The 25687-nt window shown below is 66.1% G+C and carries 27 protein-coding genes; 9 read left to right on the top strand and 18 right to left on the bottom strand.

All coding sequences use genetic code 11. The features are described 5' to 3' along the window. Window positions 1-121 precede the first annotated feature (121 nt). The 4 genes from MUG95_RS11085 (at window position 122) to MUG95_RS11070 (ending at window position 6523) form a co-directional block, all read left to right on the top strand. On the top strand, window positions 122-1339 hold the full coding sequence (locus tag MUG95_RS11085) for a CaiB/BaiF CoA transferase family protein (protein ID WP_247007159.1): 1218 nt from the start codon (window positions 122-124) through the stop codon (window positions 1337-1339). A gap of 56 nt (window positions 1340-1395) precedes the next feature. Continuing rightward, on the top strand, window positions 1396-2577 hold the full coding sequence (locus tag MUG95_RS11080; RefSeq protein ID WP_247007146.1) for a CaiB/BaiF CoA transferase family protein: 1182 nt from the start codon (window positions 1396-1398) through the stop codon (window positions 2575-2577). Between the two features lie 387 nt (window positions 2578-2964). Continuing rightward, window positions 2965-5112, top strand: a complete 2148-nt coding sequence (locus MUG95_RS11075; RefSeq protein WP_247007144.1) for a hybrid sensor histidine kinase/response regulator — start codon at window positions 2965-2967, stop codon at window positions 5110-5112. A gap of 199 nt (window positions 5113-5311) precedes the next feature. Continuing rightward, a complete protein-coding gene (locus tag MUG95_RS11070; RefSeq protein WP_247007134.1) occupies window positions 5312-6523 on the top strand; it encodes an MFS transporter in 1212 nt (403 codons plus the stop codon). Between the two features lie 27 nt (window positions 6524-6550). Here MUG95_RS11070 and MUG95_RS11065 read toward each other — a convergent pair whose 3' ends face one another. Both MUG95_RS11065 and MUG95_RS11060 read right to left on the bottom strand, forming a co-directional pair. Further along, window positions 6551-7273: a profilin-fold protein gene (locus MUG95_RS11065; RefSeq protein WP_247007131.1), complete on the bottom strand. Its 723-nt coding sequence runs from the start codon at window positions 7271-7273 to the stop codon at window positions 6551-6553. A 67-nt stretch (window positions 7274-7340) separates the two neighbouring features. Further along, window positions 7341-8084, bottom strand: a complete 744-nt coding sequence (locus MUG95_RS11060; protein ID WP_247007129.1) for an IclR family transcriptional regulator — start codon at window positions 8082-8084, stop codon at window positions 7341-7343. A gap of 372 nt (window positions 8085-8456) precedes the next feature. On the opposite strand from MUG95_RS11060, the gene MUG95_RS11055 reads away from it, so the two are divergent. Beyond that, a complete protein-coding gene (locus tag MUG95_RS11055; RefSeq protein ID WP_247007127.1) occupies window positions 8457-9743 on the top strand; it encodes an acyl-CoA dehydrogenase family protein in 1287 nt (428 codons plus the stop codon). Window positions 9744-9777: 34 nt separating this feature from the next. Here MUG95_RS11055 and MUG95_RS11050 read toward each other — a convergent pair whose 3' ends face one another. The 5 genes from MUG95_RS11050 to MUG95_RS11030 form a co-directional block, all read right to left on the bottom strand. Then, the gene (locus tag MUG95_RS11050; protein WP_247007125.1) at window positions 9778-10542 is read right to left on the bottom strand and encodes a hypothetical protein; all 765 of its coding nucleotides are present in this window, start codon (window positions 10540-10542) and stop codon (window positions 9778-9780) included. A 104-nt stretch (window positions 10543-10646) separates the two neighbouring features. After that, the gene (gene trxA / locus MUG95_RS11045; RefSeq protein ID WP_247007123.1) at window positions 10647-11006 is read right to left on the bottom strand and encodes a thioredoxin; all 360 of its coding nucleotides are present in this window, start codon (window positions 11004-11006) and stop codon (window positions 10647-10649) included. A 117-nt stretch (window positions 11007-11123) separates the two neighbouring features. Continuing rightward, complete coding sequence (locus MUG95_RS11040) at window positions 11124-11528, bottom strand: helix-turn-helix domain-containing protein (RefSeq protein ID WP_247007116.1); 405 nt, start codon at window positions 11526-11528, stop codon at window positions 11124-11126. 64 nt (window positions 11529-11592) lie between these two features. Next, on the bottom strand, window positions 11593-12624 hold the full coding sequence (locus MUG95_RS11035) for a sulfite exporter TauE/SafE family protein (RefSeq protein ID WP_247007109.1): 1032 nt from the start codon (window positions 12622-12624) through the stop codon (window positions 11593-11595). Window position 12625: 1 nt separating this feature from the next. After that, window positions 12626-12775: a DUF7512 family protein gene (locus tag MUG95_RS11030; RefSeq protein WP_247007101.1), complete on the bottom strand. Its 150-nt coding sequence runs from the start codon at window positions 12773-12775 to the stop codon at window positions 12626-12628. A gap of 381 nt (window positions 12776-13156) precedes the next feature. Here MUG95_RS11030 and MUG95_RS11025 point away from each other — a divergent pair, with 381 nt between their 5' ends. Beyond that, the gene (locus MUG95_RS11025; RefSeq protein WP_247007099.1) at window positions 13157-13993 is read left to right on the top strand and encodes a universal stress protein; all 837 of its coding nucleotides are present in this window, start codon (window positions 13157-13159) and stop codon (window positions 13991-13993) included. A gap of 1 nt (window position 13994) precedes the next feature. Here MUG95_RS11025 and MUG95_RS11020 read toward each other — a convergent pair whose 3' ends face one another. The 4 genes from MUG95_RS11020 to MUG95_RS11005 are packed head-to-tail and all read right to left on the bottom strand — an operon-like array spanning window position 13995 to window position 17417. Beyond that, window positions 13995-15176, bottom strand: a complete 1182-nt coding sequence (locus MUG95_RS11020) for an inorganic phosphate transporter (RefSeq protein ID WP_247007093.1) — start codon at window positions 15174-15176, stop codon at window positions 13995-13997. Window positions 15177-15199: 23 nt separating this feature from the next. Beyond that, entirely contained in the window at window positions 15200-15658 is a 459-nt protein-coding gene (locus tag MUG95_RS11015) for a YeeE/YedE family protein (protein WP_247007090.1), read from the bottom strand. Next, the gene (locus MUG95_RS11010) at window positions 15658-16212 is read right to left on the bottom strand and encodes a YeeE/YedE family protein (RefSeq protein WP_247007088.1); all 555 of its coding nucleotides are present in this window, start codon (window positions 16210-16212) and stop codon (window positions 15658-15660) included. Before MUG95_RS11010 ends, MUG95_RS11015 begins: the two co-directional genes overlap by 1 nt. Before the next feature lie 11 nt (window positions 16213-16223). Then, entirely contained in the window at window positions 16224-17417 is a 1194-nt protein-coding gene (locus MUG95_RS11005; protein WP_247007081.1) for an MBL fold metallo-hydrolase, read from the bottom strand. Between the two features lie 249 nt (window positions 17418-17666). Between MUG95_RS11005 and MUG95_RS11000 the strand changes: the two genes are divergently transcribed. Continuing rightward, window positions 17667-17912 carry a sulfurtransferase TusA family protein gene (locus MUG95_RS11000; RefSeq protein ID WP_247007072.1) on the top strand — a complete coding sequence of 82 codons (246 nt, stop codon included), beginning with the start codon at window positions 17667-17669 and terminating at the stop codon, window positions 17910-17912. Window positions 17913-17914: 2 nt separating this feature from the next. Continuing rightward, window positions 17915-18487: a DsrE/DsrF/DrsH-like family protein gene (locus MUG95_RS10995; protein ID WP_247007064.1), complete on the top strand. Its 573-nt coding sequence runs from the start codon at window positions 17915-17917 to the stop codon at window positions 18485-18487. A gap of 26 nt (window positions 18488-18513) precedes the next feature. On the opposite strand, the gene MUG95_RS10990 is transcribed toward MUG95_RS10995, so the two are convergent. From MUG95_RS10990 to surE, 7 genes are all read right to left on the bottom strand, one after another. Then, window positions 18514-19131 carry a helical membrane plugin domain-containing protein gene (locus MUG95_RS10990; RefSeq protein WP_247007056.1) on the bottom strand — a complete coding sequence of 206 codons (618 nt, stop codon included), beginning with the start codon at window positions 19129-19131 and terminating at the stop codon, window positions 18514-18516. A 2-nt stretch (window positions 19132-19133) separates the two neighbouring features. Continuing rightward, window positions 19134-20279, bottom strand: a complete 1146-nt coding sequence (locus MUG95_RS10985; RefSeq protein WP_247007041.1) for an NAD(P)/FAD-dependent oxidoreductase — start codon at window positions 20277-20279, stop codon at window positions 19134-19136. Continuing rightward, window positions 20276-20518: a sulfurtransferase TusA family protein gene (locus MUG95_RS10980; RefSeq protein ID WP_247007033.1), complete on the bottom strand. Its 243-nt coding sequence runs from the start codon at window positions 20516-20518 to the stop codon at window positions 20276-20278. Before MUG95_RS10980 ends, MUG95_RS10985 begins: the two co-directional genes overlap by 4 nt. Window positions 20519-20671: 153 nt before the next feature. Further along, entirely contained in the window at window positions 20672-20890 is a 219-nt protein-coding gene (locus tag MUG95_RS10975; RefSeq protein WP_247007026.1) for a YgaP family membrane protein, read from the bottom strand. Window positions 20891-20958: 68 nt separating this feature from the next. Beyond that, window positions 20959-22212 (bottom strand): M20 family metallopeptidase, encoded by a 1254-nt coding sequence (locus tag MUG95_RS10970; protein WP_247007011.1) that lies wholly within the window; start codon window positions 22210-22212, stop codon window positions 20959-20961. Beyond that, on the bottom strand, window positions 22209-23558 hold the full coding sequence (locus tag MUG95_RS10965) for an FAD-dependent oxidoreductase (RefSeq protein ID WP_247007009.1): 1350 nt from the start codon (window positions 23556-23558) through the stop codon (window positions 22209-22211). Before MUG95_RS10965 ends, MUG95_RS10970 begins: the two co-directional genes overlap by 4 nt. A gap of 148 nt (window positions 23559-23706) precedes the next feature. Next, the gene (surE, locus tag MUG95_RS10960) at window positions 23707-24546 is read right to left on the bottom strand and encodes a 5'/3'-nucleotidase SurE (RefSeq protein WP_247010481.1); all 840 of its coding nucleotides are present in this window, start codon (window positions 24544-24546) and stop codon (window positions 23707-23709) included. 237 nt (window positions 24547-24783) lie between these two features. Here surE and MUG95_RS10955 point away from each other — a divergent pair, with 237 nt between their 5' ends. Next, window positions 24784-25671, top strand: a complete 888-nt coding sequence (locus tag MUG95_RS10955; protein WP_247010480.1) for a universal stress protein — start codon at window positions 24784-24786, stop codon at window positions 25669-25671. Window positions 25672-25687 lie beyond the last annotated feature (16 nt).

Below are 25687 nucleotides of genomic sequence, written 5' to 3'. Positions count from 1 at the left end.
GTGACCGACGGACACCGGGACTCACACGGAACAGGTCGTCAGGGCGCGCAGTCGCGGGGAGGTCGGCTTCGGCTGGCCGTATCGGGGGCAGTCTTATCAAACGAGACTCGGAGGGTAGGGTATGCCACTCTCAGACGTGCGTGTCATCGACTGTGGACAGGTCATCGCGGGCCCAATCTGTGCGACGTACCTCGGCGACCTCGGGGCCGACGTGGTCAAAATAGAGCGTCCGGGTGGAGAGGTCTACCGGACCGACCGCCGCGAGAGGGACGGCGAAGGGTTCAACCCCGGGTTCGAGCAGTTCAACCGCAACAAGCGGTCGCTGTGTCTCGACATGAAGGCCCCGGAGGGAATGGCGACGCTGTACGACCTCGTGGAAACCGCGGACGTGTTCGTCCAGAACTGGCCGCCGGGCGTCGCCAGCCGTCTCGGCGTCGATTACGACACCCTCCGAGACATCAACGAGGGCATCGTCTACGTCCACATCACCGGCTACGGCGAGACGGGGCCGATGGCGAACAAACCGGCGATGGACGCCATCATCCAGCACGTCTCCGGACTGTCGAGCGTGATGGGCTACGACGACGGGAAGCCCCCCATCCGCGCCCAGTCGTCGGTCGCCGACTACTACGCTGGGTGTCACGCCGCCATCAGCGCGCTCGCGGCGTTGCGCCACCGCGACGTCCACGACGCTGGCGGCCAGAAGGTCGACGTGTCGCTCCTGGAGTCGGTCATGCACAACATGGACGGGGCGTTCGAGTACTACCACAACTGCGGCGAAGTGCCCGGGCGGGGCGGCCGCAACGCCATGTTCAACCCCGAGATGCTCTACGGGGCGGCCGAGGCGGCCGACGGCTGGGTCTGTGTCGCGTTGTTGCTGTACTCCGAGCGTATCTGGGAGGGGTACTGCGATGTCATCGGCCGGGAGGACCTGCTGACGGAGGAGAAGTACCAGACCGACGCGGGGCGGATGGACGACGCCGGGGAACTGACGGCACTCTTGGAGGAGTGGTTGGCCGACAAACCCGCCGACGAGGCCGTCGAGACGCTCGTCGCCGCCGGCGTCCCGGCCGCGAGACACCGGACCATCGACGAAGCGGCGAGTCTCGACCACGTCCGAGAGCGCGAGGTGTTCCGGACGGTCCCACACCCGCGACTGGACGAGGTGACGCTGACCGACACGCCGCTGTCGCTGTCCGAGACGCCGCCGCAGTCGCCCCGCCACACGCCGGTGCTCGGTGAGCACAACCGCGAGGTGCTCGCGGAACTGGGCTACGACGAGGCGGAGATAACCGACCTCGCTTCGGCCGGCGTCATCGAGACCCGCGAGGACGACTGACGGTCGTTGCCGGTCGGTGGGATAACGTTTTGACGGTCCTGCTGTTTGTGGACTGCATGCAACCGTTCGAGGACATCGACGTACTCGACCTGACCCAGTCGATAGCTGGCCCCGTCGCGACGCAGTTCCTCGGGGCATTAGGCGCGAACGTCGTCAAGGTCGAACCGGTCGAAGGAGACAGGTTTCGCAACGTACTCGACGGCGCGATGTTCGCGTCGGTCAACCTCGCGGACAAACGGAGCGTCTGTCTCGACCTGAAGAGCGACGCGGGCAAGCGTGCGGCCAGTGACCTCGCCGCCGAGGCGGACGTGGTGGTCGAGAGTTTCCGGCCGGGCGTCATGGAGCGGTTCGGGTTGGACTACGAATCCGTCGCCGCCGACAACGAGGACGTGGTCTACCTGTCGCTGACCGGGTTCGGACAGGACGGCCCCTACAGCGACCGGCCGGCGTACGACCCCATCATCCAAGCGATGAGCGGCCTGATGTCGACGATCGGCTACCCCGACCGCCCGCCGGTCCGCATCGGCGCCAGCGTCATCGACTGGGGGACCGGGACGACGGCGGCGTTCAGCCTCGCGTCGGCACTGTTGCACCGCGAGGCCACCGGCGAAGGCCAGCGTATCGACGTGAACCTCTTCGAGGTGGCGGTCACGTGGATGGGATACTGGATTTCCCACTACTCCGGTAGCGGGGAGAACCCCGAGCGGTCGGGGCAGGGATTCGCCGGCCTCGCGCCCAACGAGGTGTTCAACGTCGCCGGCGACGGGAACATCTACATGTGTGTCTTCACCGACGGGATGTTCGCGGACCTGTGTGACGCCCTCGACCGGGAGGAGTTGGTGACCGACGAGCGGTTCGAGACGAACGACGCTCGCTGGGCGCACCGCGAGACCCTCAAGGAGATACTCGAAGACGAGTTCGCCGACTACGACCGTGAGGAGCTCTGTGAACAACTGGCGACGGTCGGTATCCCCGCCGGGCCGGTCCAGAGCGTCGAGGAACTGGTCGAGGACGACCCGCACCTCGCCGCGCGTGAACTGCTGGTGGAGTCACACAACGTTCTGACGGACACGCCCGTCGAGACGGCCGGCGTCCCGTTCACGACGAGCGAGGGGCGACCGGACATCTCGGGTCGCCCGCCGGAACTCGGCGAACACACCCGGGCCGTACTCGAAGAACTCGGCTACGACGACGAGACGGTGTCGCGGATGCTCGCCGCGGCCGACATCGCGGACTGACCGCTCCGGGTAGCGGGACCTGCCCGTCGTGGTGGAGCCTGTCTGTCGAGCGTGACTCACCGCCCCACACGGTCGAGAGCGACCGATACCCCGGCGTGGTCGTGACTGCCGGACTCTGAATCCGCGATAAATTTTTCTAAGCGGACGTGTTGTTTCCTCTATGTGCCGTTTCCGGTATCGGAGCAAGTACCCGGAGACAGGACCACACTCGTAGGCAGACGGTTCGAGAGACCCACGTTCTGTGCTCGAGGCGGCGTTCCGAAACCCCACCCCACCGATGATGACCACACGTTCCAGCCGTCGTTTCGCGGACGATGTCCTCGCGACACGCTGTACGACGAGTCACGCACGCTCAGTGGCTGCCCCTGACACGGAGGCCGTCGGCCCATGAGTCGAAACGCCGCCGAGGTGTCCACACCTCAGGGGTCGATTACAGTACTGCACGTCGACGACGAGCCGAGTGTCGTGGACCTGACTGCGACCTGTCTCGAACGCGAGGACGAGCGGTTCGAGGTACTCACAGCCACCAGCGTCGACGAGGGACTCGAACGGCTCTCGGAGAGAGACTGTGACTGTATCGTCTCCGACTACAACATGCCCGAACAGAACGGCATCGAGTTCCTCTCGATCGTCCGTGCGGAGTACCCCGATTTGCCGTTTATCCTGTACACCGGAAAGGGGTCCGAGGAAATCGCCAGCGAAGCGATTTCGACCGGCGTCACCGATTACCTCCAGAAAGGGACCGGGACCGAACAGTACACCGTCCTCGCCAATCGAATCGAAAACGCCGTCGAGCAGTACCGGGCGAAGACGGCACTCGAAGCCAGTCAGGAACGGCTCTCGCTGTTCGTCGAGCAGTCACCGCTCGGCGTCTTGGAGTACGACGAAGACTTCGAAATCGTCCGGTTGAACGAGGCTGGCGAGGAAATTCTCGGCTACACCGAAGCGGAACTTCGCGGAGAGACGTGGGAGACGCTCGTGTCCGAGAACAGTTACGACGACAGCGACAAGGTCACCGACGAACTCGCAGAGGCGGCCGGCGGTTTCCGGAGCATCGACGAGAACGTTCGGAAGGACGGCGAACGAATCGTCTGTGAGTGGCACAATCGCGTCATCACCGACGACGACGGCGACATCGTGACTGTCGTCTCGCTGTTCCAAGACGTCGCCGACCGAACGGAGCGAGAGCGGGAACTCGAACAGTATCAGGCGTACTTGGAGGGGTCGACGGACGTCATCACGGTGCTGGACGAGGCCGGAACGATTCAGTACCAGAGTCCGTCGGTGACGCAAGTCCTCGGGTACGAACCGGGCGAGTTGCTCGGCGAGAACGGGTTCGAGTTGGTCCATCCGGACGACAGGCCGGGGACCATCGACGCCTTCGAGTCCCTTCTAGCGGGGCCGGAAGACCGAGTCAGCCACGAGTTACGGTTCCGAACGGCCGACGACCAGTGGTGCTGGCTCGAAATCCGCGGGACCGACTACCGGGACAATCCAGACATCGGTGGAGTCGTCGTCAACAGCCGTGACATCTCCGAGCGTAAACAGCGCGAGCAGACGCTTCGTGAAACGACCGCGCGGTTGGAATCCCTGTTCGAGGAGTCGCCCGACATGGTCAACATCCACGACGACGACGGGAACATCATCGACCCGAACGCACGACTCTGCGAGCAGACCGGGTACGACGAAGCGGAACTCACCGAGATGAGCGTCTGGGACCTCGACGAAAACATCGACGAAGAGACGGCACAGGACCTCTGGGACGGCATGGCGGAGCACTCCCAAGTCAAAATCGAGAGTCGGTACCGGCAGAAAGATGGAGGGACGTTTCCGGTGGAGGCACACATCAGGCGTCACGACATCGACGGCGAACCGAGGTTCGTCGTCATCAGCCGCGGCATCTCCGAACGCAAACAGCGCGAGAAACAACTTGAACAGTTCGCGTCCGTCGTCAGCCACGACCTCCGGAACCCACTGAACGTGGCCCAAGCACGCTTGCAGTTCGTCCGAGACGAGTGTGAGAGCGAACACCTCGACGACATCGAAACCGCACACGACCGAATGGAGACACTCATCGACGACCTGCTGACGCTCGCACAGAACGGGCGACAAGTCGACGATATCGAGGCCGTGACCCTCGGGTCACTCGTCGAGGAGTGTTGGCAAACCGTCGAAACAGCCGAGGCGACCCTCCGGGTCGACACCGACGTTCGACTCCACGCCGACCGGGGCCGTCTCAAACAACTGCTGGAGAACCTCATGCGAAACGCGATAAAACACGGCGGCGAAACCGTCACCGTGACTGTCGGTGAACTGCCCGACGGATTCTACGTCGAGGACGACGGCCCCGGCGTACCCGAGGCGTATCGCGACGACGTGTTCGAGGCCGGTTTCTCGGGCGCGGAAGACGGGACGGGATTCGGACTGAGTATCGTCGAACAGGTGGCCACCGCACACGGTTGGCGAATCACGCTCGCCACCGAACACGACGGCGGCGCGCGGTTCGAGATTACCGGCATCGAGACTGCCGAGTAGACTGTATCCGGAGCGACTGCCGTCGCCAGTGAGTGCGGAGCGAGCGAGTTCCCGACGCAGATGTGTCAGTACGTTTTTGCGATGCGGCGGATGGACAGGTGAGCGCGTGGCCGAGGGCTGGTCGGCACACACGTCGCGCCCGGACGAAGTGAGAAACAGTTATCGGGGTCCTATGCGAGGACTCGATACCGCGTCCTGAATGAATATTTATAGATCTATCAAGGATGAATTAACCGAGCTGTGGGGCGGCGGAAAGGGCAAGTCACTCGTCGTCATCGCGAGCGGGTGGGGCGTGTTGCTGGGTGCGCGGATGGTCTACCCGGTGTTGTTGCCGTATCTTCGGGAGTCGTTCGGTCTGAGCCTCACCGTCGCGGGGCTGTTGGTGACGGTGTTGTGGCTCGGGTCCGCGCTCGGCCAACTGCCGGGGGGTATCCTCGCGGACCGCTACAGCGAACGCGTGGTCATGACGGCGGGAGCGGTCGTCGTCGCCGCCGCGCTCGTCGTCGTCACGGTCGCGCCCACGCCGTTGGCACTGTTTCTCGCCACGGGACTCGTCGGACTGGGCCAGTCGCTCTACCCCATCGCGCGGATAACGATTCTTTCGGAGACGTATCCCGGGCGCATCGGGAGCGCGCTCGGCGTGACGATGGCGACGGGTGACCTCGGTCAGACCGTCTTCCCGCCGGTCGCTGGCGTCCTCGCCGTCGCCGTGGCGTGGCAGGCGGGCATCGGTTTCCTCGTCCCGTTGTTGGTCCTCGTGGGTGGGCTCCTGTGGGTCGTGCTTCCGGCACAGACGCCGACCGAGAGCGCGATGGACACGCTCTCGGCCGGGAGTGCCCGGTACGTCATCGGAGAGCTGCGTCGCGCGAACATGACCTTCGTGGCCTTCATCCTCTTTCTGTACATCCTCGTCTGGCAGTCGTTCACCGGGTTCTACCCGACCTATCTGGTCGAGCAGAAGGGGTTGGCCTCTTCGACGGCGGGACTGCTGTTCAGCGTCTTCTTCGCCTTCGGCGTCGTCGTCAAGCCGATTGCCGGTGCGGCCTACGACCGCATCGGGATGCGCAACGCCTTGGTCCTCGTCCTCGTGGGTCCGGTCGCCGGACTCGTCCTGTTGCCGTTCGTCAGCGGGTTCGTGCCGCTGTTCGCGATTACTGCCCTCGTGAGTACGATGCTGGGGTCCGGGGCGATTACCCAGTCGTTCCTCTCGGACGCGATTCCCGACGACATCCGAGGGACCGGTCTCGGCGTCGTCCGCACCGTCGCCGCCACGCTGGGCGCGCTCGGCCCGGTGCTGTTCGGTGCCGTCGCGGACCGCGGCTACTTCGACGAGGGGTACCTGCTGTTGGCAGTCGTGCTGCTCGCCGTCGTCCTCCTGACGCTGCGCCTGCCACGGGCCGCGGCGTCGTGAGTACGGCGGGCGTGCCCACCCGACCGGTCACAGTTCGACGGTGCCGAGGTCCGCCTCCAGTTCGGCGACGTGCTCGTTGTACGCGCGGACGAACGCCCGGAATCGCGGGGCGTACTCGCGGATGTCGGCCGCCGACGGCTCGTCGTACTGCGAGAGGAGATACAGGCCGTCGGAGCCGCCGATGCGGAGGTAGGACACGCCGTCGCGGTCCCAGTTCAACTCCCAGCGGGTCCCGTCGACGCGGGTGGTGTAGGTGCCGTAGTCGCCGCCCTCGTAGCGGTGGAGTTCGGCGGCGATGCGGTCGCACACCTCCCGGATGCGACCCAGCACGCGGTCCCGTTCGGCGACCACGCCGTCCGTCGAGGCGGCGTCGGGGAACTCCGTCGACACCCCGTCGAGGACGCCGTCGAGCGAGGCCACGTAGTCGTTGAACCCGCGCACGAACGCGTCGTAGTCGGCCAGCGCGTCGGCGAGCGGTTCCGGGTCCGGTGGGTGTTTGGTCGAGACGACGTACACGTCCTCGCCGCGTTTGGGAGCGAATCGGAGATAGGAGAGGTCGCCGCCCTCGAACTTGACTGTCCACTCGCCGCGGTCGGTTTCGACGGTCTGCTGTCCGTAGTCACCGCCCGTCAGCCGTGCGAGGTGGTAGGCTATCTGCCCGGCGTGGTCCCGGACCGCGGCGACCAGTTCGTCGCGGTACTCGGCGACGGCCGTCGCGTCTTCGAGGTCTGCCGGTGGCCAGTCGGTCACACCGTGAAAAGCGGGTGGAGTGACATAACGGGTGCGGTGCCGGTCGCCGTGCCGACCGGTTCGAGCATCAGGCGTACGCGATGTCGAGTTCGAGTTCGTTGACCGTCTCCAGCAGCGTCGCCCTGAGGTCGTCTCGCACGCCCTCGTGTTGTAGCCGATGGACCGGTGCCGAGACACTCATGCTGCCGAGCAGTCGGCCGTCGCCGTCGAAGACCGGGGCAGCGACCGACCAGAGGTTCCGGATATACTCGCCCTCGTTGTAGGCCACGTCCGCCGAACGCACCCGGTCGAGTTCCTGTCTGAGAGCCGCCTCGTCGGCGACGCTCTCCCGGTCGACCGACTCGAAGTCGATGGCCGCGACGATGGCGTCGATTCGGTCCTCGGGGAGGTGCGCGAGAATCGCCGTACCGCTCGCCGTCGCGTACAGCGGCTCGCGGTACCCGGGCGAAACGTCCGTCTCGACGGCGTTCTCGCCGGTCTCGGAGAACAGAAAGACGGCATCACCGCCCTCTTCGACGATGTAGTGGGCGCGCTCGCCGGTTCGGTTCGCGAGTTGGGTCACCTTCGCCGCTGCCTCGGCACTCGCTCGCGTCCGGCGACGGAGGTCGAGACCGAACCCGAGGAACCGGTAGGAGAGTCGAAGGCCCTCGTCCGTCCGCACGACGTACCCGAGTTCGATTAACGTCTCGACGTGGTCGTGAACGGTGCTCTTGGCCAAGCCCGTCTCCTCGGCGACGACCGTTACGCCACCCTCGTCGGTGTCGTGAATCGCTTCGAGGACCGACAGCGAGTTCCGACTCGATTCGATCACGCCCGTCCCTCCACGCCGAGGGCGTCGATTCGTGTCACGTTCCGTTCACTGGATAGCGACCGGCACGGAACACGGACTCGTTCGGCCTTGCGGAACATATCTCGCTCCGAGGCCCCGGAAACGCAAAAACGTACGGGCGGCGTTCGGCAGAAGCGAACGGAGAGTGGTCGGGCCGGTGCCAGTGCGTCGTCCGAAACCGAGAGAGAACGGCGACTTCGTGTGTGACAGCGGGGCACAGACGTCGCTATCTCGTTCCCCGCCCCGGAACACTATTTCACCATTTGAGGGGGTGAGAGCTATAATTTCACCGTATCTGAGGTCAAAGAACGCGCTGGGTTTATTCCGATAGACGTGGAGATGTGAGCGGAAACGATGATCGGAAAAGACACCAGCCTGACACCAGAGGAGCGGCAGTACCTCGCGGACACTATCGAGACGCTGGAGACGGAGGTGTTCGTCGACGGCCTCGGGTCGGACCACTTCGGCGCGCTGGACGACAACGAGGAGTCACAGGCAGACTGGGCGGAGTACGTCCGGCGGATGGGCGAGGCGGACCTGACCGGTATCGCGGTGCCCGAGTCCCACGGCGGTCCCGGCGGGTCGTTCGTGGAGACGGTGTTGGCCGAGCAGGCCATCGGCTACGCCGGGACCATCGTCCACGCCTGTCAGGTGTCGCTGAGCCAGCACATCGGGCAGACGATGTACCAGCACGGGGACGAACACATCCACGAGGCGTACCTGCGGCCGATACTCGACGGCGAGGTGGTCGTCTCGCAGGCCTACACCGAACCCTCCAGCGGGACGGACCTCCCGAGCATCGGCACGACGGCCGAGCAGGCGGGCGACGAGTGGATACTGAACGGGGAGAAACGCTTCATCGACTTCGCCCAGTACGGCGACTTCTACTTCCTGCCCGCCCGGACGAGCGGGGACGACGGTGACCGCGAGGGTATCTCGCTGTTCGTCGTCGACGCCGACACCGACGGCATCGACATCCGCGACGACATGTCCGACTGGCACGGCTTCCGCGGCACGGGCGCGGCGTGGATGGCCTTCGAGAACGTCCACGTCCCCGACGCGAACCTCGTCGGCGAGGCGGGTGGCGCGTGGCCGTACATGAACCAGGAACTCAACCTCGAACACCTCACCGTCGCCCGCTACTGTCTCGGTGCGAGTCAGAAAGCACTGGAAGTCGCGGCCGACTACACGGAGAACCGCGAGGTGAACGACCGACCGATTTCGGACTATCAGGCCGTCAATCACGAAGTCGCGGAGATGGCGACGAAACTCGACGCCGCCTACATGCTCAACACCCGCGCCGCCCGCGTGCTGGACGAGGACGGCCTCTCGGCCGGCCGCATGGAGAGCGCGATGGCGAAGTGGTACGGGAACGACCTCGCCCACGAGATGGCCGACGACTGCATCCAGATTATGGGCGGCATCGCCACGACGGACAACTACCCGATAGAGCGGACCCAGCGGGACGTGCGGGCCGGACGCTTCCTCGGCGGTGCCAGCGAAGTGATGAAGAGCATCACCCAACACTACGCGTACAAGACGCTGACCAGCGACGAGTTCAACCCTGCCTACGTGGGGAACGAACTCGACGAGGTGCCGTGGCGCGACGCGAAGGCGTCACCGCCGGCCGACGACGACTGAGCGGCATCGGGACTGGTTTTCCGCCGGACGGCGGCTACAGCGTGAGCCGCCAACCGAGGACCGTCGCGAGATACACCACGACAGCGAGAAGCGTCACGAAGAGGGTGAGGACGTACAGGTAGCTCGACAGACTGACTCGGTTCAGCATGCGACGGTCCGTGTGTCGCATCGAGTGAAACGTCGTCAGCACGCCTTGGAATTCGGGGACGGACCCCTCGATGCGGGCGATACGGTCCCAATTTGCGTCGCGGGAATCCTTGTACGAGTTGACGGCGACGGCGAACGCGAACATGACGAGCGACGCCAGCATGGCGACGAACGACTGGGCCGCTGGCGGAACTGCGGTGAAGACCCCACCGAGGACACCCACCACTGCCAGCGCGAAATAGCCCGTTCGGAGGAGGAGTCGGTCACGATAGCGCGCCTCCTCACAGAGTTCGCTGTACTCCAACCGAAGCGACTCGATGTCGCGGTCGCCGTCGAAGGGGACCCCGCTCAAATCGAGCGGTGGGCCGCCATCGTCCGGCTCCCACTTACCCGACTGCGGGAACCACCCGAGTCGATACCTGATACTAACCGGAACGAGCGTCGCGACGGTGAGAACGAGGACGGCTCCAATCGCTGGGACGAGCCCCGTCGGCCCGCGCGCCGGTGGGGCAACGGTCCAGATAGCGGGGAGTGCGTACGCGAACAGCACACCCAACGGCGCGAGCAGTTCCGTGTTGTCGTGTTTGACGCCACGTGGCGACGTGCGATACTCGTCGCTGTCCCCCACAGCGTCCGGACGGTCGTCGGTCATACAGTCGAACGTGTTTCGACGCGTTCAGAAAGGGTACCGGTCTGTGCCGTCGACCGGTGACGGACGGAGAGTGCGACTATCGACGGTTGCAGTCGTGGGAGCCGTCAGCCGGTGTAGTGTTCGACGATGGAACGCAGTTGTTCTTCGGGTTGAACCCCGACCAGTTCCTCGACTTGCTCGCCGTCGGCGAACAGGACGAGCGTCGGGACGCCCCGGACGCCGTAGGCACTGGCGAGTTGCTGGTTGACGTCGACGTCCACCTTCGCGACGGCGGCGTCGGTTTCCGCCGCGATTGCCTCCACGATGGGTTCGAGCATCTGACACGGCCCACACCAGTCGGCGTAGAAGTCCGCGAGCACGACATCGTGTGCGTCTACGGCGTCGTCGAGGGCCGCCTGCCCGTCGACGTGAATCGGTTCGTCCGGCGTGGCACTACTGGCCTCGGAAGCGGTGTCGGTTGTCATCACTCACTCGTACGCGCCGGGAGAAGTTAAGAGTTTTGGGTATTTTGTACAATACTAAACTGCCCGACGGCACGCGACGCTGTCCGTGGGAGTGAGGCAAAAAGAGCCGGGTGAACGTCAGCCCTCGACGGAGGGGGCCGACGCGTCGCCCTCGTCGTACTTCGTCTCGAACTCCTGGATGAGTTGGCCCATCTTGGCGTACCAGTCGTTGAGGAGCCGCTGCATGTCGTCGGCGATTTTCGAGGGGTCGGAGGGGCGGTAGACGTGGTAGTAGCCACCCTGGTCGTAGTTGACCTGCTCTTTCTGGATGAACCCCGACTGGAGGAGCCGCTGGACGGCTCGGTACGCCGTCGAGCGTTCCCGGTCGACGGCGTCGGCGATTTCGTCGACGGTGAGGGGTTCCCCTGTGTCGACGAGTGCTTGGAACACGTCCCTGTCGAGCTGCTTGAGACCGTGGAAACACTCCAACAGACCCTCACACTGCATGTCTCGTTGGAGTTGTTCCGACATCGAGTCTGGCATTACTCCAACGTTGTCGCCGCGCGGTTAAAAGACTTGTGTACGGATCACACAATCCTGTGGAGAATCAGTCGGCGGTGGGTGCCGTGGATTGGGACTGCTCGCGGAGTGCCGTGATGCTGCTGTAGACGACGGCACCGCTGACCAGGAGCGCGGAGCCGAGTATCAGCAGGAGGCTAACCGTGTCGAACACGCCGATGCCGTAGACGTTACCGGCTTCCCGGACGGCGACGGCGACGGAGCCACCGAGCAGCATCAGGCCGAAGTACACCTTGATGTCCTCCTCGTCGACGATGCTGGTGGCCGCCGAGCCGACCCGCGCACCGAGCGCGCTCCCGGCCAGCAGCGGGAGGACGATGGAGAGGTCGACACCGCCGTCCATCGCGTAGAGGAACGACCCGATACCGCCCGAGAAGACGATTTCGAACAGGTCCGTCCCGACGGCGATGGGTACGGGCACGCCGATGAGGTAGAACAACGCGGGCATGCGGATGAACCCGCCACCGACGCCGAGGAACCCGGAGAGGAGGCCGGTGGCGAACGCCACGCCGAGAATCATCCACAGCGACACCTGCACGCCGCCGCGGAGCGACATCATCGGGGGCACCCGGTAGGACTGAATCGTCTTCGCGATGTCGGGAATGTCGGCGTCGTCGACGGCCGCGTCCGCCGCGTCGTGGTCGATGCCGCCGTCGTCGTCACCCTTCAGTGCCTCGTAGGTGACGAAGAGGCCGATGGCTCCGAGCAGGAAGACGTACGTGACGCTGATGATGCTCCCTGCCAGTCCCAACTCCTCTAGGTGCAGGACGATTTCCTTCCCGACTTCGATGCCAGCTGTCGTCCCAGCTATCATCAGTACGCCGAGTTTGTAGTCGACCTGTCCGAGGTCACGGTGTTTCAGCGTCGCGATGACGGAAGTCCCGAACACGAACGCGAGACCGCTCCCGACTGCGACGCGTGACGGGTACCCCATCACAATCAGTGCCGGTGTGACGAGGAAGGACCCCCCCATGCCGAAGAACCCGAACAGGACGCCGATGAGGAGGCCGAACCCGACGAACAACAACAGCAACGCCAGGCTGATTCCGAACACGTCCATATTATGTACTCTTGATGCGGTCTATCAGTCTCTCTCCGACGGCCTGTTCGACGATACCGTAGCCCACGTAGAGGATGATGGCCTCGACGAGGACGGCCCCGACGAGGACACCAGCCTGTGCCGCGGGCGAGAGTGTCGTCACGTCTATCATCCCAACTCACCTTCGTTCTTGTACAGCAGTGTGTGCATCATACTGTTCTACTCGCGTAGTCGTAATCCGAGGGTGGCCTTAACGGTTTTGGATACACCATACAATATTACTGCAACGGATTACACGACTAACCAACCGAGATATTCCCGTATGTTTCGGAAATATAGGGCGCGAGCGGTCCTCCCTTCCTGCGCGAATACATCCGTCTCGTTCGCTCGCACGCGGCCGCTCTCGCGTCTTGTCTGGCGGGGACGGACGACGAACACGACAGCGACGACCCCACCACGGCGACGACACTCGACCGGTATCGTGGCCCGTGTCTCGGGCAGACTGTCTTGTGCAGTCGAAACAATATTATACGTCGCGGTCGAACGCCGAGGTATGAGAGTAGTGTACGCGACAGACCTCTCGGCGGCCAGTGAGGCGGCGATCGAGAACGAGACCTGCCTGAACTGTCTCGGACGCATCGGCGTCGAGACGTTCCACCTCGTGACCGTCATCCCGTCGAACGTCCACGCGGGGATGCCCGGCATGAACTTCGAGGAACGCCGCCAACGCGGCCTCGACCGGTACCGGCGCGTCATCGAGGATGCCGGGTTCGAGGTGGAGACCCACGTCGTCCGCGGGACGCCCCACCGCCGCATCAACGGCATCGCAGAGGCCGTCCGCGCCGACCTGACGCTGGTCGGGTCGCGCGGGCAGAGCCCGCTCGAAAACCGGGTCATCGGGTCGACGGCCCGGAACCTCGCGCGGACCACCGTCGTCCCGCTGGTGGTCAACCGGGTCGAACGCGCCGACGACGACCCCGAGGTACTCCGTGAACACCTCTTCCAGCGGATACTCTACGCGACCGACTTCTCGGAGAACGCCGAGCGAGCCTTCGACGCGTTCTCGTACCTCCGACACGCCACCGAGGAGGCGACGCTCGTCCACGTCGAGTCGCCGAAGGAGCCGCCAGCCGCGGACACGCGCGAGGAACTGGCGGACCTCGCAGACACGCTCGAACAGTGGGATATCGAGACCGAAACCCGGGTCGGGCAGGGCGACCCCGCCGACGAGATTCTCGCCGTCGAGGACGAGGTGACGCCTTCGACCGTACTGCTCGGGTCGCGCGGGCAGAGCCGCCTCCGACGACTGTTGCTCGGGAGCGTCTCCGAGGAGATCGTCGCACGGGCGGCCGGGAACGTCTTCCTCGTGCCGCCGCCTCGGACGGCCTGAGTTAGGCCATCGCGAGGGCGGTCATCGACCCGTACCCCGCGGCGAACGCGAGAACGAACGACCCCGCCCACGCGCCGACGGTGACGAAGATTTTCCGCGCGCTCACCGCGCCGCCGCCACCGACGGCCGCGCCGCTCCCGATGATGGCACTGACGACGATTTCGTTGAACGAGACGGGGACACCGAACAGCACCGCCACCTGCGCGATGAGGAACGACGGGACGAGTGCGGCGATGGAGCGGCGCGGCCCCAGCGAGGAGTAGTCCTGTGCGAGTGACTTTATCATCCGGGGCGCGCCGGTCCAGGACCCGACGAGGATGCCGACCCCGCCGCCCGCGAGGACGACGACCGGCGAGAGCATCCCCGCGTCGTCGAGCAGGGGCAAGAGCGGGCCGACTGCGAGGCCGACCTGACTGCCACCGGCCGAGAACGCGACGAGCGACCCGAGGGTCAGCAGGACGCGCGTGAGCGCGCCCGACTCGTCGTGGCGAACGTCGGCGTGGACGACGGCCGCGACGACGACGGCGAGGCCGAGCGAGAGCGCGAGCGGAGCGACCCACCCACCGAATCCGACCGAACGGGCACCGAACCGGGCGAGCGACCCGGGGGCACCGCCGGGGCCGAGAGAGGCGAACCGGACGTTGGCCAACACGAGGCCGACCACGCCCGCGAGAACCGGGACGCTCGCCCACTCCGGCACGTCCTCGCGGGGGAGGACGCTGGCGATACCGTAGGCGATACCGCCGCCGACGAACGGCGTGAGCACCCAGACAGTTCCGATTTGCTGGTACTTCGCCCAGACTGGCGTCCCGCCGAGCGCGAGGCCGACGCCGATGACGGCCCCCGTGACGGTGAACGCCGTGGCGATGGGGTAGCCGGTGTAGATACCGACCGCCATGAGCGTCGCGCCGATACCCAGCGCGACGATGACGCCCGTGGCCGGGAGACTGACGCCGCCGACGAGGCCGCGCCCGACCGCTTCGGACACGTTTCCACCCTGCGTGACGGCACCGGCGAGGCCGAAGAGACCGACGACGAATGCGGCGCGCATCGTCGAGATGGCGTTGGCACCGACCGCGGGCGCGAACGGCGTCGCGCCGCTCGACCCGGCACCGATGACCCACGCCATGAACAGACTGGCGAGTCCGGCGACGAGGAACAACGCGAGAAGTGAGGGTTCCATCAGTTGTGTGAGAGTGCTGTGCGCTAGTCCGCACCCGTCACCGCGGTGTCGGCGTCGGCTGCGCGACTCCGCCACAACCCCTGGGCGTACGCGCCGAGGAACATCCCGGCGAGTGCCCAGAGAATCGTGACGTTCCCGACGCCGAGGCTAGCGTAGGCCGCACCGGGACAGATGCCCGAGAGGCCCCACCCGACGCCGAAGAGGGCACCGCCCACCAGTACGTTCCGGTCGAACGACTTCAGTCGACGCTCGAACCCCGTGCCGGTCAGCGGCGCGCGGTCGAACAGTCGCGGGGCGAGGAAGAAGGCGACGCCCGTGACTGCGGCACCGCCGAACATCACGAACACCAGTCCGAAATCCTCGAACTGGAGGAAGTTCAGCACCACCTCGGGGCGGGCCATGTGGCTGAACCCGAGCCCGAATCCGAATATTACGCCGCCGACGAGCACCAGCGGCATGAACAGCGGGTGGCGGTCGCTCATCAGGGCGTCACCCCCATCGCCGCGACGAGTTGTGCGGTCAGGATGGCGACGAGCAGGAAGGTGACGACGCCGACGATGGACGTCTTCGACGCCGAGCCGACGCCACAGACGCCGTGGCCGGACGTGCAGCCTTTGCCGACGCGGGTGCCGATTCCGACGAAGACGCCGCCGACGAACAGCCGCCACGGTTGCACGGTGGTCTGCCAGAGCGTCAGGCTCCCAATCTCGTACAGTTCACCGGTCGTTCCGGCCGTATAGAGCGAACTCGTGAGGAGGCCGGACTGGACCGTCGCCGCGAACGCGAGGCCGCCGAGGACGATGCCGAGCGTGAACACGACGCGCCAGTCCCGCGAGGCGACGTACTGCTGGAAGCGCGATTGCTCGGAGACGTACGACAGCGTCGATTCGAGGAACGTACTCGCACCGGCACTGATGCCCGTTCCGAGGTAGATGACCGTCGCGCCGAGTCCGACCAGCAGGCCCCCGACGGCGTAGCGACTGACCCCGTTCGGGAACAGCTCGACGCCCAACTGCAGTGGTACTGGATCAGTCACGGTTGGCGTGTTCAGTCACCCGCGAGCGACTCTTGGCTCGCGGCGCAGTTGTTCGGACCGAGTTCCAGCGTGAACGCCTCCTCGTCGTCGACAGCGTTCTGTCCGAGGTTCGTCGCGATGATGTCCTCGTAGTTGGCCGGCCGGGGCGGCATGTCCGAGAGGATGAGGTCGACGAACTCGTCTTCGTCCATGGTGAGCGCGTCCATCTCCGCGACGAGGTCGCCGATGGGTGCGACGTACGTGCCGTCGTCGGCGGGCACCGCGGCGTCGCTGAAGTGCGCACCGCCGACGAGCGTCTCGTCGGGGAGCGTGAGAACGCGCTCTTGGAGCGTCTCGTAGAGCATGCGCGCAGCGTCGGGCGCGCCCTCGTCGCCCTCTTCGAGGTCCGGACGGGCGACGCTCTCGACGAACAGACCGTCACCGGTAGCCAGCAGGCTGTCGTCGACGAGGTAGGAGGTCATCCCCGTCGTGTGGCCGGGCGTGTGGACGGCTTCGATGGTCGCGTCCCCGACGGTGAACGTGTCGCCGTCGGCGGGCGTCGTCAGTTCGTCGGCGTAGGTGACGCCGCGGTCGACCGCAGGTTCGGGAATGACGCCCTCGACGCCCGCCGCGTCGAGTTCGCGGACGCCCGAGATGTGGTCGGCGTGAATGTGCGTGTCCAGCGCGTACGTCAGGTCGACACCGAGGTCCGCGGCGTCGTCGAGGTAGCGCTCGGTGAAGGCACGTAGTGGGTCGATGATAGCTGCCTCCCCGTCGTCGTAGAGCAGGTAGCCCAGACAGCCACTGGAAGGGCGCTGGTACTGGAGCAGCGTGCCGGCACCGTCGTAGTCGGTGACCTCGACGGCGTCGTAGATACTGGCCCAGCCGTTCATCCCGTCTTCGAGGTGGTTCACGTCGTACCCGCGCTCGGCGAGCGTCCCGGCGACGTACTCGCTCGCGCCGCCCTTCGCACACAGGACGGTCACCTCGCGGTCGCTCGGAATCGCGTCGAGCACCTCGTCGTCGATGTCGTCCTCGAGGAACTCGAAGTACGGGACGTTGACCGAGTCGACGTTCTCGCCGTCGATACGCCACTCCTCGTAGTCCGAACTCATCCGCGCGTCGAGGAGCGTCACGGCCTCGCCCGCGTCGATGCGGTCTTTCAGCGTCTCGGGTGCGACCGATTCGACTTCGACATCCGGCGTCGGGAAGTCTTCAGCGTTCATGTGGTACACCTCCATCTATAGGGTTGATGTACAAAAGAGTTTGCATAGAAATCCACTATTTGCACAATACACTATCCACCAGTGTGAGGGCAAAAACGTTACAGCGCGCCTTATAGATACCATATCGTGCATGTTCGCGCACCTAGCCAGTATCGGATGTTTGCAGTGAGTACAAGAACCAACATTCTTTTAACCGAGGAGTTGGTATTGTGCGATAGCTCCAATACAGACCACGGGGCAGACAAAACAATGAGTGCAGAATTCGACATCACGGAGACGCTCGACGTGAAAGGTGCATCGTGTCCCATGCCGGTCGTCAAGACGAAGACGGCCGTGGACGAACTGGCCGCAGGCGAGGTGCTCGAGGTAGTCGCCACAGACTCGGGGAGCATGAGCGACATCGACGGCTGGGCCGCCGGCACGGACGGCGTCGAACTGCTCGACCAAGCGGAGGGCGACGGCGTGTACAAACACTACGTCCGCGTGACGGAGTAACGATGAGTACGGACACACCCGACGCGTCGGCCGACGACGGTCCTTCGCGCGCAGAACTCGCCGCCCGCATCGAGGAGTTGGAGACGGACCTCGCCGAGGCGACGGCCGACGACGGGACTGAGAAAATGAGCATCATCGCGACGAAGGGGACGCTCGACATGGCGTACCCGCCGCTCATCCTCGCCAGCACCGCCGCCGCTTTCGGCTACGAGGTGACGGTGTTCCACACGTTCTGGGGACTGGACATCCTCCACGAGGAACGCTCGAAGGAACTGAAGCTGAGTTCCGTCGGGAACCCCAGCATGTCGGTGCCGAACCTCGTCGGCGCGCTGCCGGGGATGGACCGCCTGACCACGACGATGATGGAAAAGCGCATCGACGAGAACGACACTGCCACCATCGAGGAACTCATCGAAACGTCGCTGGACATGGGCGTTGAGTTTCAGGCGTGTCAGATGACCATCGAGCTGATGGACTACGACGAGGACGACTTCTACGACGGCGTCACCACCGGCGTCGGCGCGGCCACCGCGATTCAGGACATGGCCGAAGCCGACATCCAACTGCTCGTCTGACGGGGTGACGCGGGAGTCGAAACCGGTCAGGCGTCCGTCTTCGACCGACCGATAGCCTTCGCGACCGCGAGCAGGTAGCCGAGTCCGTGCTGCACGTCCGGGTCACGCGCCGATTTGAACAGGCCGACCAGTCCGACCCGTGTCGACTCCTCGCGTTCGGCGGCACCGACGCCCTGCAGCACCGTCTCCAGTCCGTCGCGGGTGTCCTCGTCGGCGGCGGTGTCGGCGACTTCGCCGAGCGCGCCCCCCGTCTCCGCCAGCGAGCGGACCATCTCGTCGTCGAGTGCAGCCGTCAGCAGCGACAGCACCTCCGCGAGCTTGACGACGTCGTCGAGCGTCCCGGCACGCTGGAGCGTGAGCAGCGTGTCGAGGGCGTCACCGAGTTCGTCACCGTTCTGCCCGACGGTTTCGGCCAACGCGGCGGTCTCGTCGGTCGCGAGCGCGTCGGCCGATTCGGCGAGCGTCGCCGTCGTGTCCGCGAGGTCACGCGCCATCTCGTCCGTGAGCGCGCTCTCGCCGAGCGCGAGGGCGTCCAGCAGTTCGTTGACGGCGTCCAACCGGCGGACGAACGCGGCGACCGCCTCGGGGTTCTCCGCGATGGCCGCTTCGAGGTCGGTGTCCTCCGGTGCGGGTTCGGAGGCCATGCTCAGAGCAGCCCCCGTGCGGTGAGCCAGTAGGACTCGTTGTACGCCAGTTTCGACCAGTGGAGCGTCCGCGACGGCGGCACCGGCGAGGGCGGCTTCTCGTAATCGAACTCCACGAACGAGGCGGCGTCCATCCCGGTCTCGATGAAACAGAGGGTCTTGCCGTCGTAGATAGCGGTCGGCGGGCGACCCCGGACGTGGCTCGCGAGCCGTTGCCCGACGACGCCTGCCTGATAGTGGGCGACGCTCCCGGCGTTCGGGACGCCCGTATCGGCCGTGTCGCCGAGCGCGTAGACGTTCTCGGCAGCGGTGGCCTCTAGGGTGTGTTTGTCCACGTCAACCCAACCGTCGTCGCCCAGTCCCGCCTCCGCTATCAGGTCGACGCCGCGGTGTGGGGGAATCGCCACGAGCAGGTCGTACTCGATGTCGGTCCCCTCCATCGAGGTCATCGTTTGGCCGTCGGGGTCGACCGACTCCGCGTTGAAGAACGTCTCCACGGCGATGTCGCGCTCGTCCATCAGCGGGCGGGCCCACTCGGCGATGTGGGGGTTGCCGTGAACCCGTTGAATCGGGTACGTGTAGGTGATGTCGATAGCCTCGCGGAGGCCGCGCTCGCGGAGCCAGTCGTCGGCCATGAACACGAACTCCAGCGGCGCGGCCGGGCACATGTGGGGCGTCCCGACGACGCTCAGCACGAGGTGGCCCTCGGTGAACGACAGCAACGCCTCGCGGAGACGTTCGGCACCGGACTCGCTGTAGTAGTCGTGCCCGCCTTCCGGGAGGCCGGGGATTTCCTCGGGCGCGAGCGTCGACCCGGTTGCGAGGACGAGGTAGTCGTACTCGACGGACCGGGCGGCGTCGCGGTACCGAATCCGCTGGGCGTCGGTGTCGATGTCGGTCACCCGGTCGATGCGGAGGTCGATGCGGTCGTCGACGAGTTCGTCGAGTCGGCGACGGCCGTCCGCGGGTTCGCGCTGGTCGAACGGGACGTACAGCCACACGGGCTTGTACACGTGGTCCGGGTCGTCGTTGACCAGCGTCACCTGGACGTCCCCCGCGTCGATGTCCGCACCGAGTCTGTCGGCGAGGTCGTTGGCGAGTACCGTCCCGCCGGTGCCGCCGCCGACGATAACGATGTGGTCCGTCATGCCTTCTCCACGTAGAACGCGTAGTGGTCGTCCGCCTCCACGACTTCGAGCAGGTCGTTCCCGGACTCCTCGGTCCACTCTGAAACGTCGGTGAGCGACTGCTCGTTGTCACTCAACAGTTCCACCACGGCCCCGGACTCGACGCCCCGTATCTTCCCGATGAGGTCCATCAACGGCCCCGGACACGCCGCTCCCCGTGCGTCGACCGTTTCGGTCGGCTCGATATCGATGTCAGTCATGGTCACAGGAGATACTCCGGGCCGAGGCGTATTAATATTGTGCGGCAATTCCAATATAATGGAAACAGTGGGCGGTCGTACCGCGGGGCGACAGTCCCGGCGGGTCCCGGAGGGGACACGCCGGTTCCGGGCCGTCGCCGAAAGAACCCAATCTTACTGCGTTCTACAGGTGTCGACGCCGAGGACCCGGTAGATAGGACACATGCTGGTCGCCCCGGTCACGAAAAGAATCGCGCCGACGGCCACCGCGGCCCCACCGGCGATAGGACCGAAGTCGAGTGCCCCCGCGAAGACGGCGACACCGAATGCGGCGAGGACGCCGCCGAGTGCCAGCCGAACTGTCCGGTCGGTCGCGCCGATATTGTTTTCCATACCCATTTCTTTGCACTACTAGCTGTTAAACGTTTCCGCATCGGCGAGAGCGGTGAGTTCTCGGCGCGTCAGTCGGTCGCGTCGCTCCACGCGGTCGGCAGCGTGACGTACACCGTCGCGTTGCCGACGAGCGCGTCGGTGGTCGTGTACTCGTCGACGGCGTGGGCGGTATCGGTTCCGAGTGCGAACTCGACGGTCGGAATCCCGGCGTGCCGGAGTTTCTTGGCGTCGCCGCCGCCGGTCGCACTCCGGCGATACACCCGCGTCCCCGTCACGTCTTCGGCGACCGACGCGACGGCGTCCACGAGGGGGCTGTCGACCGGTTCGACGGTCCCGACGCTCCATGACACGTCCGCTATGGTGATGCCCGGACAGCCGTCGACACACGCCCGAATCTCCGAGAGGACGGTCGGGGTGTCGACCCCCGCCGTCAGCCGGATGTCGATTTCCGCGCTGGCCGACTGGGGGACGCTGTTGATGGCGTCGCCGCCCTCGATGGTCCCGAGGTTGATTGACGGCGACGTGAACAGTTCGTAGGCGGTCCCCGCACCCATCGCCGGGGCGTAGTACTCGACGGACTCCTCGAGGACGGGCTGCATCGACGCGTCGATGTCGAGTTCCTTCGTTCCGAAGCGGTCACGGAGCGTCTGAACGGCCCCGTAGAGACGGTCGATGGCGTTCTCGCCGAGGACCGGCCGCGAACCGTGAGCCGCCTCACCCGTGGCCGCCACCGTGAGCCAGATGCTTCCCCGGTCGGCCACCGTCACGGAGTGGCGGCCGTCCCGACACGTCGGTTCGCCGATGACGCAGGCGTCGGCGTCGAGTCGGTCCGCGTCGAGGAGCGCGGGGAGGCCGGCGTCGCCGCCGACTTCCTCGTCGCTGACGAACGCGAACAGGAGGTCGACCGGCGGTTCGGTGTCGGTCTCGACGAACGCGCGAATCGCGAACAGCATCGCCGCGAGCGCGCCCTTCATGTCGGTCGCACCGCGGCCGTAGATACGGTCGTCGACCCGTTCGCCCAGCGGGTCGACCGACCACGCGTCACCGTCGTACGGCACCGTGTCGAGGTGCCCGTTGTAGAGGAGCGTCCGGTCGGCCGTGCCGGGGAGCGTCACGAGGAGGTTGGGTTTCGCCGGGTCGACGGTCACCCGTTCGACATCGACCGGGAGCGGACGGAGGTACTCCTCGATTCGCGTGACGAGCGCGCTTGTCTCGCCCGGTGGGTTCGACGTATCGACCGCCAGCAGGTCGAGGACGAGTTCGAACAACTCGTCGCGGTGTGCCCGGACGTACGCCGCGGGCGTGTCGGCAGTCGCACTCATTCGAGTTGCCCCGCGAGCACCTTCGCCGCCGTCAGTACCGGGTCCCAGACGGGACTGAACGGCGGCGCGTAGGCCAAGTCAACGTTCTGGAGTTCGGAGACGGTCATCCCGCCGTGGAGTGCCGTCGCAATCGTGTCGACGCGCTTGACCCCCTCGGCACCGACGAGGCTTCCCCCCAAGAGGCGGCCCGTCTCCCGGTCGGCCGACAGCGTCACCGTGAGTTCCGCGCCGTTGGGGTAGTAGTGTGCCCGCGAGCTGGCCGAGATGGTGACCGAAACGGGGTCGAACCCGGCCCCACGCGCCCTGTCCTCGTCGAGGATGCCGGTTCTGGCCGCCCCGAGGTCGAACGCCTTCACGATGGCTGTCCCGGCGATGTCGCCGACCGGCGTCGGCGACCCGGTGACCGTCTGCCCGATGGCACGGCCGGCGCGGTTCGCGGTCAGCGCGAGGGGAACGTGGTCGGGGCCTCCGGTCACGACGTGGCGGGACTCCGCGCAGTCCCCCGCCGCGAAGACGTTCTCGTAGTTCGTCCGCCCGTACTCGTCGGTAGCGACGGCACCGGTCGGCCCGAGTTCGAGACCGGCGTCGGCCGCGAGGTCGACGTTCGGTGTCACCCCCACGCCGACGATTGCGATGTCGGCGGGACGCGTCTCGTCTTCGAGGTGGACGCGTTCGACGGGTCCGTCGCCGCCGAACCCGTCGACAGCGGTGTCGAGGTGGAGTTCGACGCCGTTGTCGCGGAGGTGTGCCTCGACGGCCTCGGCGACTGGCTCCCCGAACGGTTGGAGGACGTGGGGCAGCATCTCGTAGAGGTGGACCTGTACGTCGTGTGCCGCCAGTGCCTCGGCCATCTCGATGCCGACGTAGCCACCGCCGACCACGGCCGCCACGTCCGGCGACTCCTCGGTGACGTACCGCTCGATGGCGTCCGCCTCGTCCATGTCGTGGATGGTGAATACGCCGTCCGTGTCCAGTCCGTCGAAGGGCGGTTCGATTGCCGTCGCCCCCGTGGCGACGAGGAGGTAGTCGTAGGCCTGCGCGAACCGTTCGCCGTCCTCGGCCGCCACGGTCACCCGCTCTGTCTCCGGGTCGATTTCGAGGACTTCGTGGCCCGTCCGCAGGTCGATGTCCCGTTCGTCGCGGAACTCCTCGGGCGTGACCGTCACGAGGTCGTCCAACTCCGCGACGTCGCCCTTGACGTAGTAGGGCATCCCGCAGGCCGCGTAGGACACCCACTCGCCCTTCTCGAAGACGACGACCTCCATCTCCGGGTTCTCGCGCTTTACCTTGCTCGCGGCACTCATTCCCGCCGCGTCGCCGCCGACGATTACGAACGTTTCTCCCATACGTGGGTGTTGGCGCGGCAGGCTCAAAAGTATGCTGTGGATTTCCCAATACTGCAAACACGCGCTGGTCGCGCCGACGGCACGCCGGTCACACGGTAGCGGACCCCCGGCTGAGAGCGGGCGGAGCCGTCCCCGGCGGACCGTCGCCTCAGTCGACGATGCCGTCGAAGCGGGCGCGCAGGTGGTCGAGTACCTCGTCGTCGATACCGGTTCGTGGGAGGGTGAGCGGCGAGACGCTCACGTAGTCGTCGAGTATCGCCCGGCGGTCGGTGTCGTCCTCGTCGGGGATGTCGCCGTGGGCCATCTCCGCCCAGAGGGGATTGTGGATGCTGAACCGCCCGTCGGCCATGTCGGCGTGCATGTCGTACTGTTCGGTCGGGCGGGTAATCGAGAGCCCCGAGAGTTCTCGCTGTGGCCCGGGCACGTTCACGTTCAGGTAGTCGGCGGCCTCGAACACCTCGCCCGCGAGGGCTTCGGCGACGACGTCCCGGCCGATGGCACTGGCGCGTTCGTAGTCCGCGGGGCCGAGGTTCGACCGGCCGGACCCGAGTACGTCCATCGAGACGGCGACGCCGGGGACGCCGAGTGAGGCCGCCTCCGTCGCAGCGCTCGCGGTACCCGACCGGGGGAGGACGTGGACGCCGAGGTTCGCCCCCGCGTTACACCCCGCGACTACCACGTCGGGTTCGAACGTCCCCACGCCGAGGATGACACAGTCACAGGGTGTCCCGTGGACGGCGTAGCCGAGTTCGTGTGACTCGTGGGGGATAGTCACGGTGAAAGGGTCGTCCGCGCTCTCACCGAGGCCAGTGCCGCCGCCGTTGTCCTCGTCCGGCCCCATCCGGCCGTACGAGAGCCCCCGACCGACGGCACTCTGGTTCGTGGCGGGGGCGACGACAGTCACGTCTCCGAGAGCCGAGAGCGCGTCGGCCAACGCCCGGAGGCCGGGCGCGTCGATACCGTCGTCGTTGGTGAGGAGAACGTTCATCCCTGCGTCACGCTCCGTGCGACGCTGTCCCAAACGCGTGGCGTCGGCGTCATCGGTAGAGAGTGCCCTCGCCGGAGGCATAAATCGGTGTGGCCCGGAGGCGGGAGGTGTCACTGAGCAACCGCCGCCACCGAACCGCCGCCGTCTGGCGTGGCGTGGTGCCCCCGGCGGCCACGTTCCCGGTCCGGGAGAATCGAGCGACCGTTTATATCCGAGGCCGTCGCTATGTCAAACGAGATGTACGATACGATTCTCGTCCCGACTGACGGGAGCGACCACGCGGTTCGGGCCGCCGAACACGGTCGCTCTCTCGCACGGGCGTTCGATGCGACGGTACACGTGCTCAACGTCGTCGACGTGCAGGCGGCGGCCGGACTGTTCGATGCGGGCGGCGTCGACGAGGAGTTCGTCGAGCGACTCGAAGCGGAGGGCGAGGCGGCAATCGAGGACGTCGAAGCGGTCATCGGCGCGGACGGCACGCTCCGGACGGCAATCCGTCGCGGGAAACCGGGCGAAACCATCCTCGACTACGCGAGCGAGTGTGACGCCGACATGCTGGCCATGGGGACCCACGGCCGTACGGGCGTCCGCCGGTACGTCGCGGGGAGCGTCACCGAACACGTCGTCCGTCACGCGGCCGCGCCAGTCCTCACGGTCCGAGCGACCGACCGGAGCGTCGTCGGGGGCGACTACGACGACATCCTCGTCCCGACCGACGGGAGCGACCCGGCGACTGCGGCCGTCGACCACGCGCTCGCCGTCGCCGAGGCGACGGGGGCACGCGTCCACGCGCTGAACATCGTCGACGTCGGCGCGTTGGCCACGGACCCCGAGTACACCGTGCCAGCCGACGTGGTGAACAGTCTCGAAGCCCAAGGGGAGAAGGCGACGGACGCAATCGCGACACGGGCACAGGAGGCCGGACTCGACACGGTGACGGCCGTACACGAGGGGTTCCCGGCGAGTAGCATCGTGGAGTACGCCGACGAGAACGACGTGGACCTGGTCGCGATGGGGACGACCGGTCGAACTGGCCTCAGCCGTTACCTCCTCGGGAGCACGGCCGAGCGCGTCCTCAGACACGCCGAGATGCCCGTGCTCGCGGTCAACGCGCGCGAAGAGTGACTGGCGGCCCCGCGGC

The sequence above is a fragment of the Halorientalis litorea genome (assembly GCF_023028225.1).
Lineage (GTDB): Archaea > Halobacteriota > Halobacteria > Halobacteriales > Haloarculaceae > Halorientalis > Halorientalis litorea.
Note: the sequence above shows the minus strand (reverse complement) of the source record. Positions and strands in the feature narration are given on the sequence as shown.

Coding starts and splice junctions, on each gene's coding strand:
- MUG95_RS10990 (WP_247007056.1), bottom strand. CDS start 19,131: ATGGCCTCCGAACCCGCACCGGAGGACACCGACCTCGAAGCGGCCATC.
- MUG95_RS11020 (WP_247007093.1), bottom strand. CDS start 15,176: ATGGAACCCTCACTTCTCGCGTTGTTCCTCGTCGCCGGACTCGCCAGT.
- MUG95_RS11030 (WP_247007101.1), bottom strand. CDS start 12,775: ATGATAGACGTGACGACACTCTCGCCCGCGGCACAGGCTGGTGTCCTC.
- MUG95_RS11000 (WP_247007072.1), top strand. CDS start 17,667: ATGAGTGCAGAATTCGACATCACGGAGACGCTCGACGTGAAAGGTGCA.
- MUG95_RS11015 (WP_247007090.1), bottom strand. CDS start 15,658: ATGAGCGACCGCCACCCGCTGTTCATGCCGCTGGTGCTCGTCGGCGGC.
- MUG95_RS11005 (WP_247007081.1), bottom strand. CDS start 17,417: ATGAACGCTGAAGACTTCCCGACGCCGGATGTCGAAGTCGAATCGGTC.
- MUG95_RS11050 (WP_247007125.1), bottom strand. CDS start 10,542: ATGACCGACGACCGTCCGGACGCTGTGGGGGACAGCGACGAGTATCGC.
- trxA (WP_247007123.1), bottom strand. CDS start 11,006: ATGACAACCGACACCGCTTCCGAGGCCAGTAGTGCCACGCCGGACGAA.
- MUG95_RS11055 (WP_247007127.1), top strand. CDS start 8,457: ATGATCGGAAAAGACACCAGCCTGACACCAGAGGAGCGGCAGTACCTC.
- MUG95_RS11075 (WP_247007144.1), top strand. CDS start 2,965: ATGAGTCGAAACGCCGCCGAGGTGTCCACACCTCAGGGGTCGATTACA.
- MUG95_RS11035 (WP_247007109.1), bottom strand. CDS start 12,624: ATGGACGTGTTCGGAATCAGCCTGGCGTTGCTGTTGTTGTTCGTCGGG.
- MUG95_RS10995 (WP_247007064.1), top strand. CDS start 17,915: ATGAGTACGGACACACCCGACGCGTCGGCCGACGACGGTCCTTCGCGC.
- MUG95_RS10980 (WP_247007033.1), bottom strand. CDS start 20,518: ATGACTGACATCGATATCGAGCCGACCGAAACGGTCGACGCACGGGGA.
- surE (WP_247010481.1), bottom strand. CDS start 24,546: ATGAACGTTCTCCTCACCAACGACGACGGTATCGACGCGCCCGGCCTC.
- MUG95_RS11070 (WP_247007134.1), top strand. CDS start 5,312: ATGAATATTTATAGATCTATCAAGGATGAATTAACCGAGCTGTGGGGC.
- MUG95_RS11080 (WP_247007146.1), top strand. CDS start 1,396: ATGCAACCGTTCGAGGACATCGACGTACTCGACCTGACCCAGTCGATA.
- MUG95_RS10975 (WP_247007026.1), bottom strand. CDS start 20,890: ATGGAAAACAATATCGGCGCGACCGACCGGACAGTTCGGCTGGCACTC.
- MUG95_RS10970 (WP_247007011.1), bottom strand. CDS start 22,212: ATGAGTGCGACTGCCGACACGCCCGCGGCGTACGTCCGGGCACACCGC.
- MUG95_RS10965 (WP_247007009.1), bottom strand. CDS start 23,558: ATGGGAGAAACGTTCGTAATCGTCGGCGGCGACGCGGCGGGAATGAGT.
- MUG95_RS10985 (WP_247007041.1), bottom strand. CDS start 20,279: ATGACGGACCACATCGTTATCGTCGGCGGCGGCACCGGCGGGACGGTA.
- MUG95_RS11025 (WP_247007099.1), top strand. CDS start 13,157: ATGAGAGTAGTGTACGCGACAGACCTCTCGGCGGCCAGTGAGGCGGCG.
- MUG95_RS10955 (WP_247010480.1), top strand. CDS start 24,784: ATGTACGATACGATTCTCGTCCCGACTGACGGGAGCGACCACGCGGTT.
- MUG95_RS11040 (WP_247007116.1), bottom strand. CDS start 11,528: ATGCCAGACTCGATGTCGGAACAACTCCAACGAGACATGCAGTGTGAG.
- MUG95_RS11085 (WP_247007159.1), top strand. CDS start 122: ATGCCACTCTCAGACGTGCGTGTCATCGACTGTGGACAGGTCATCGCG.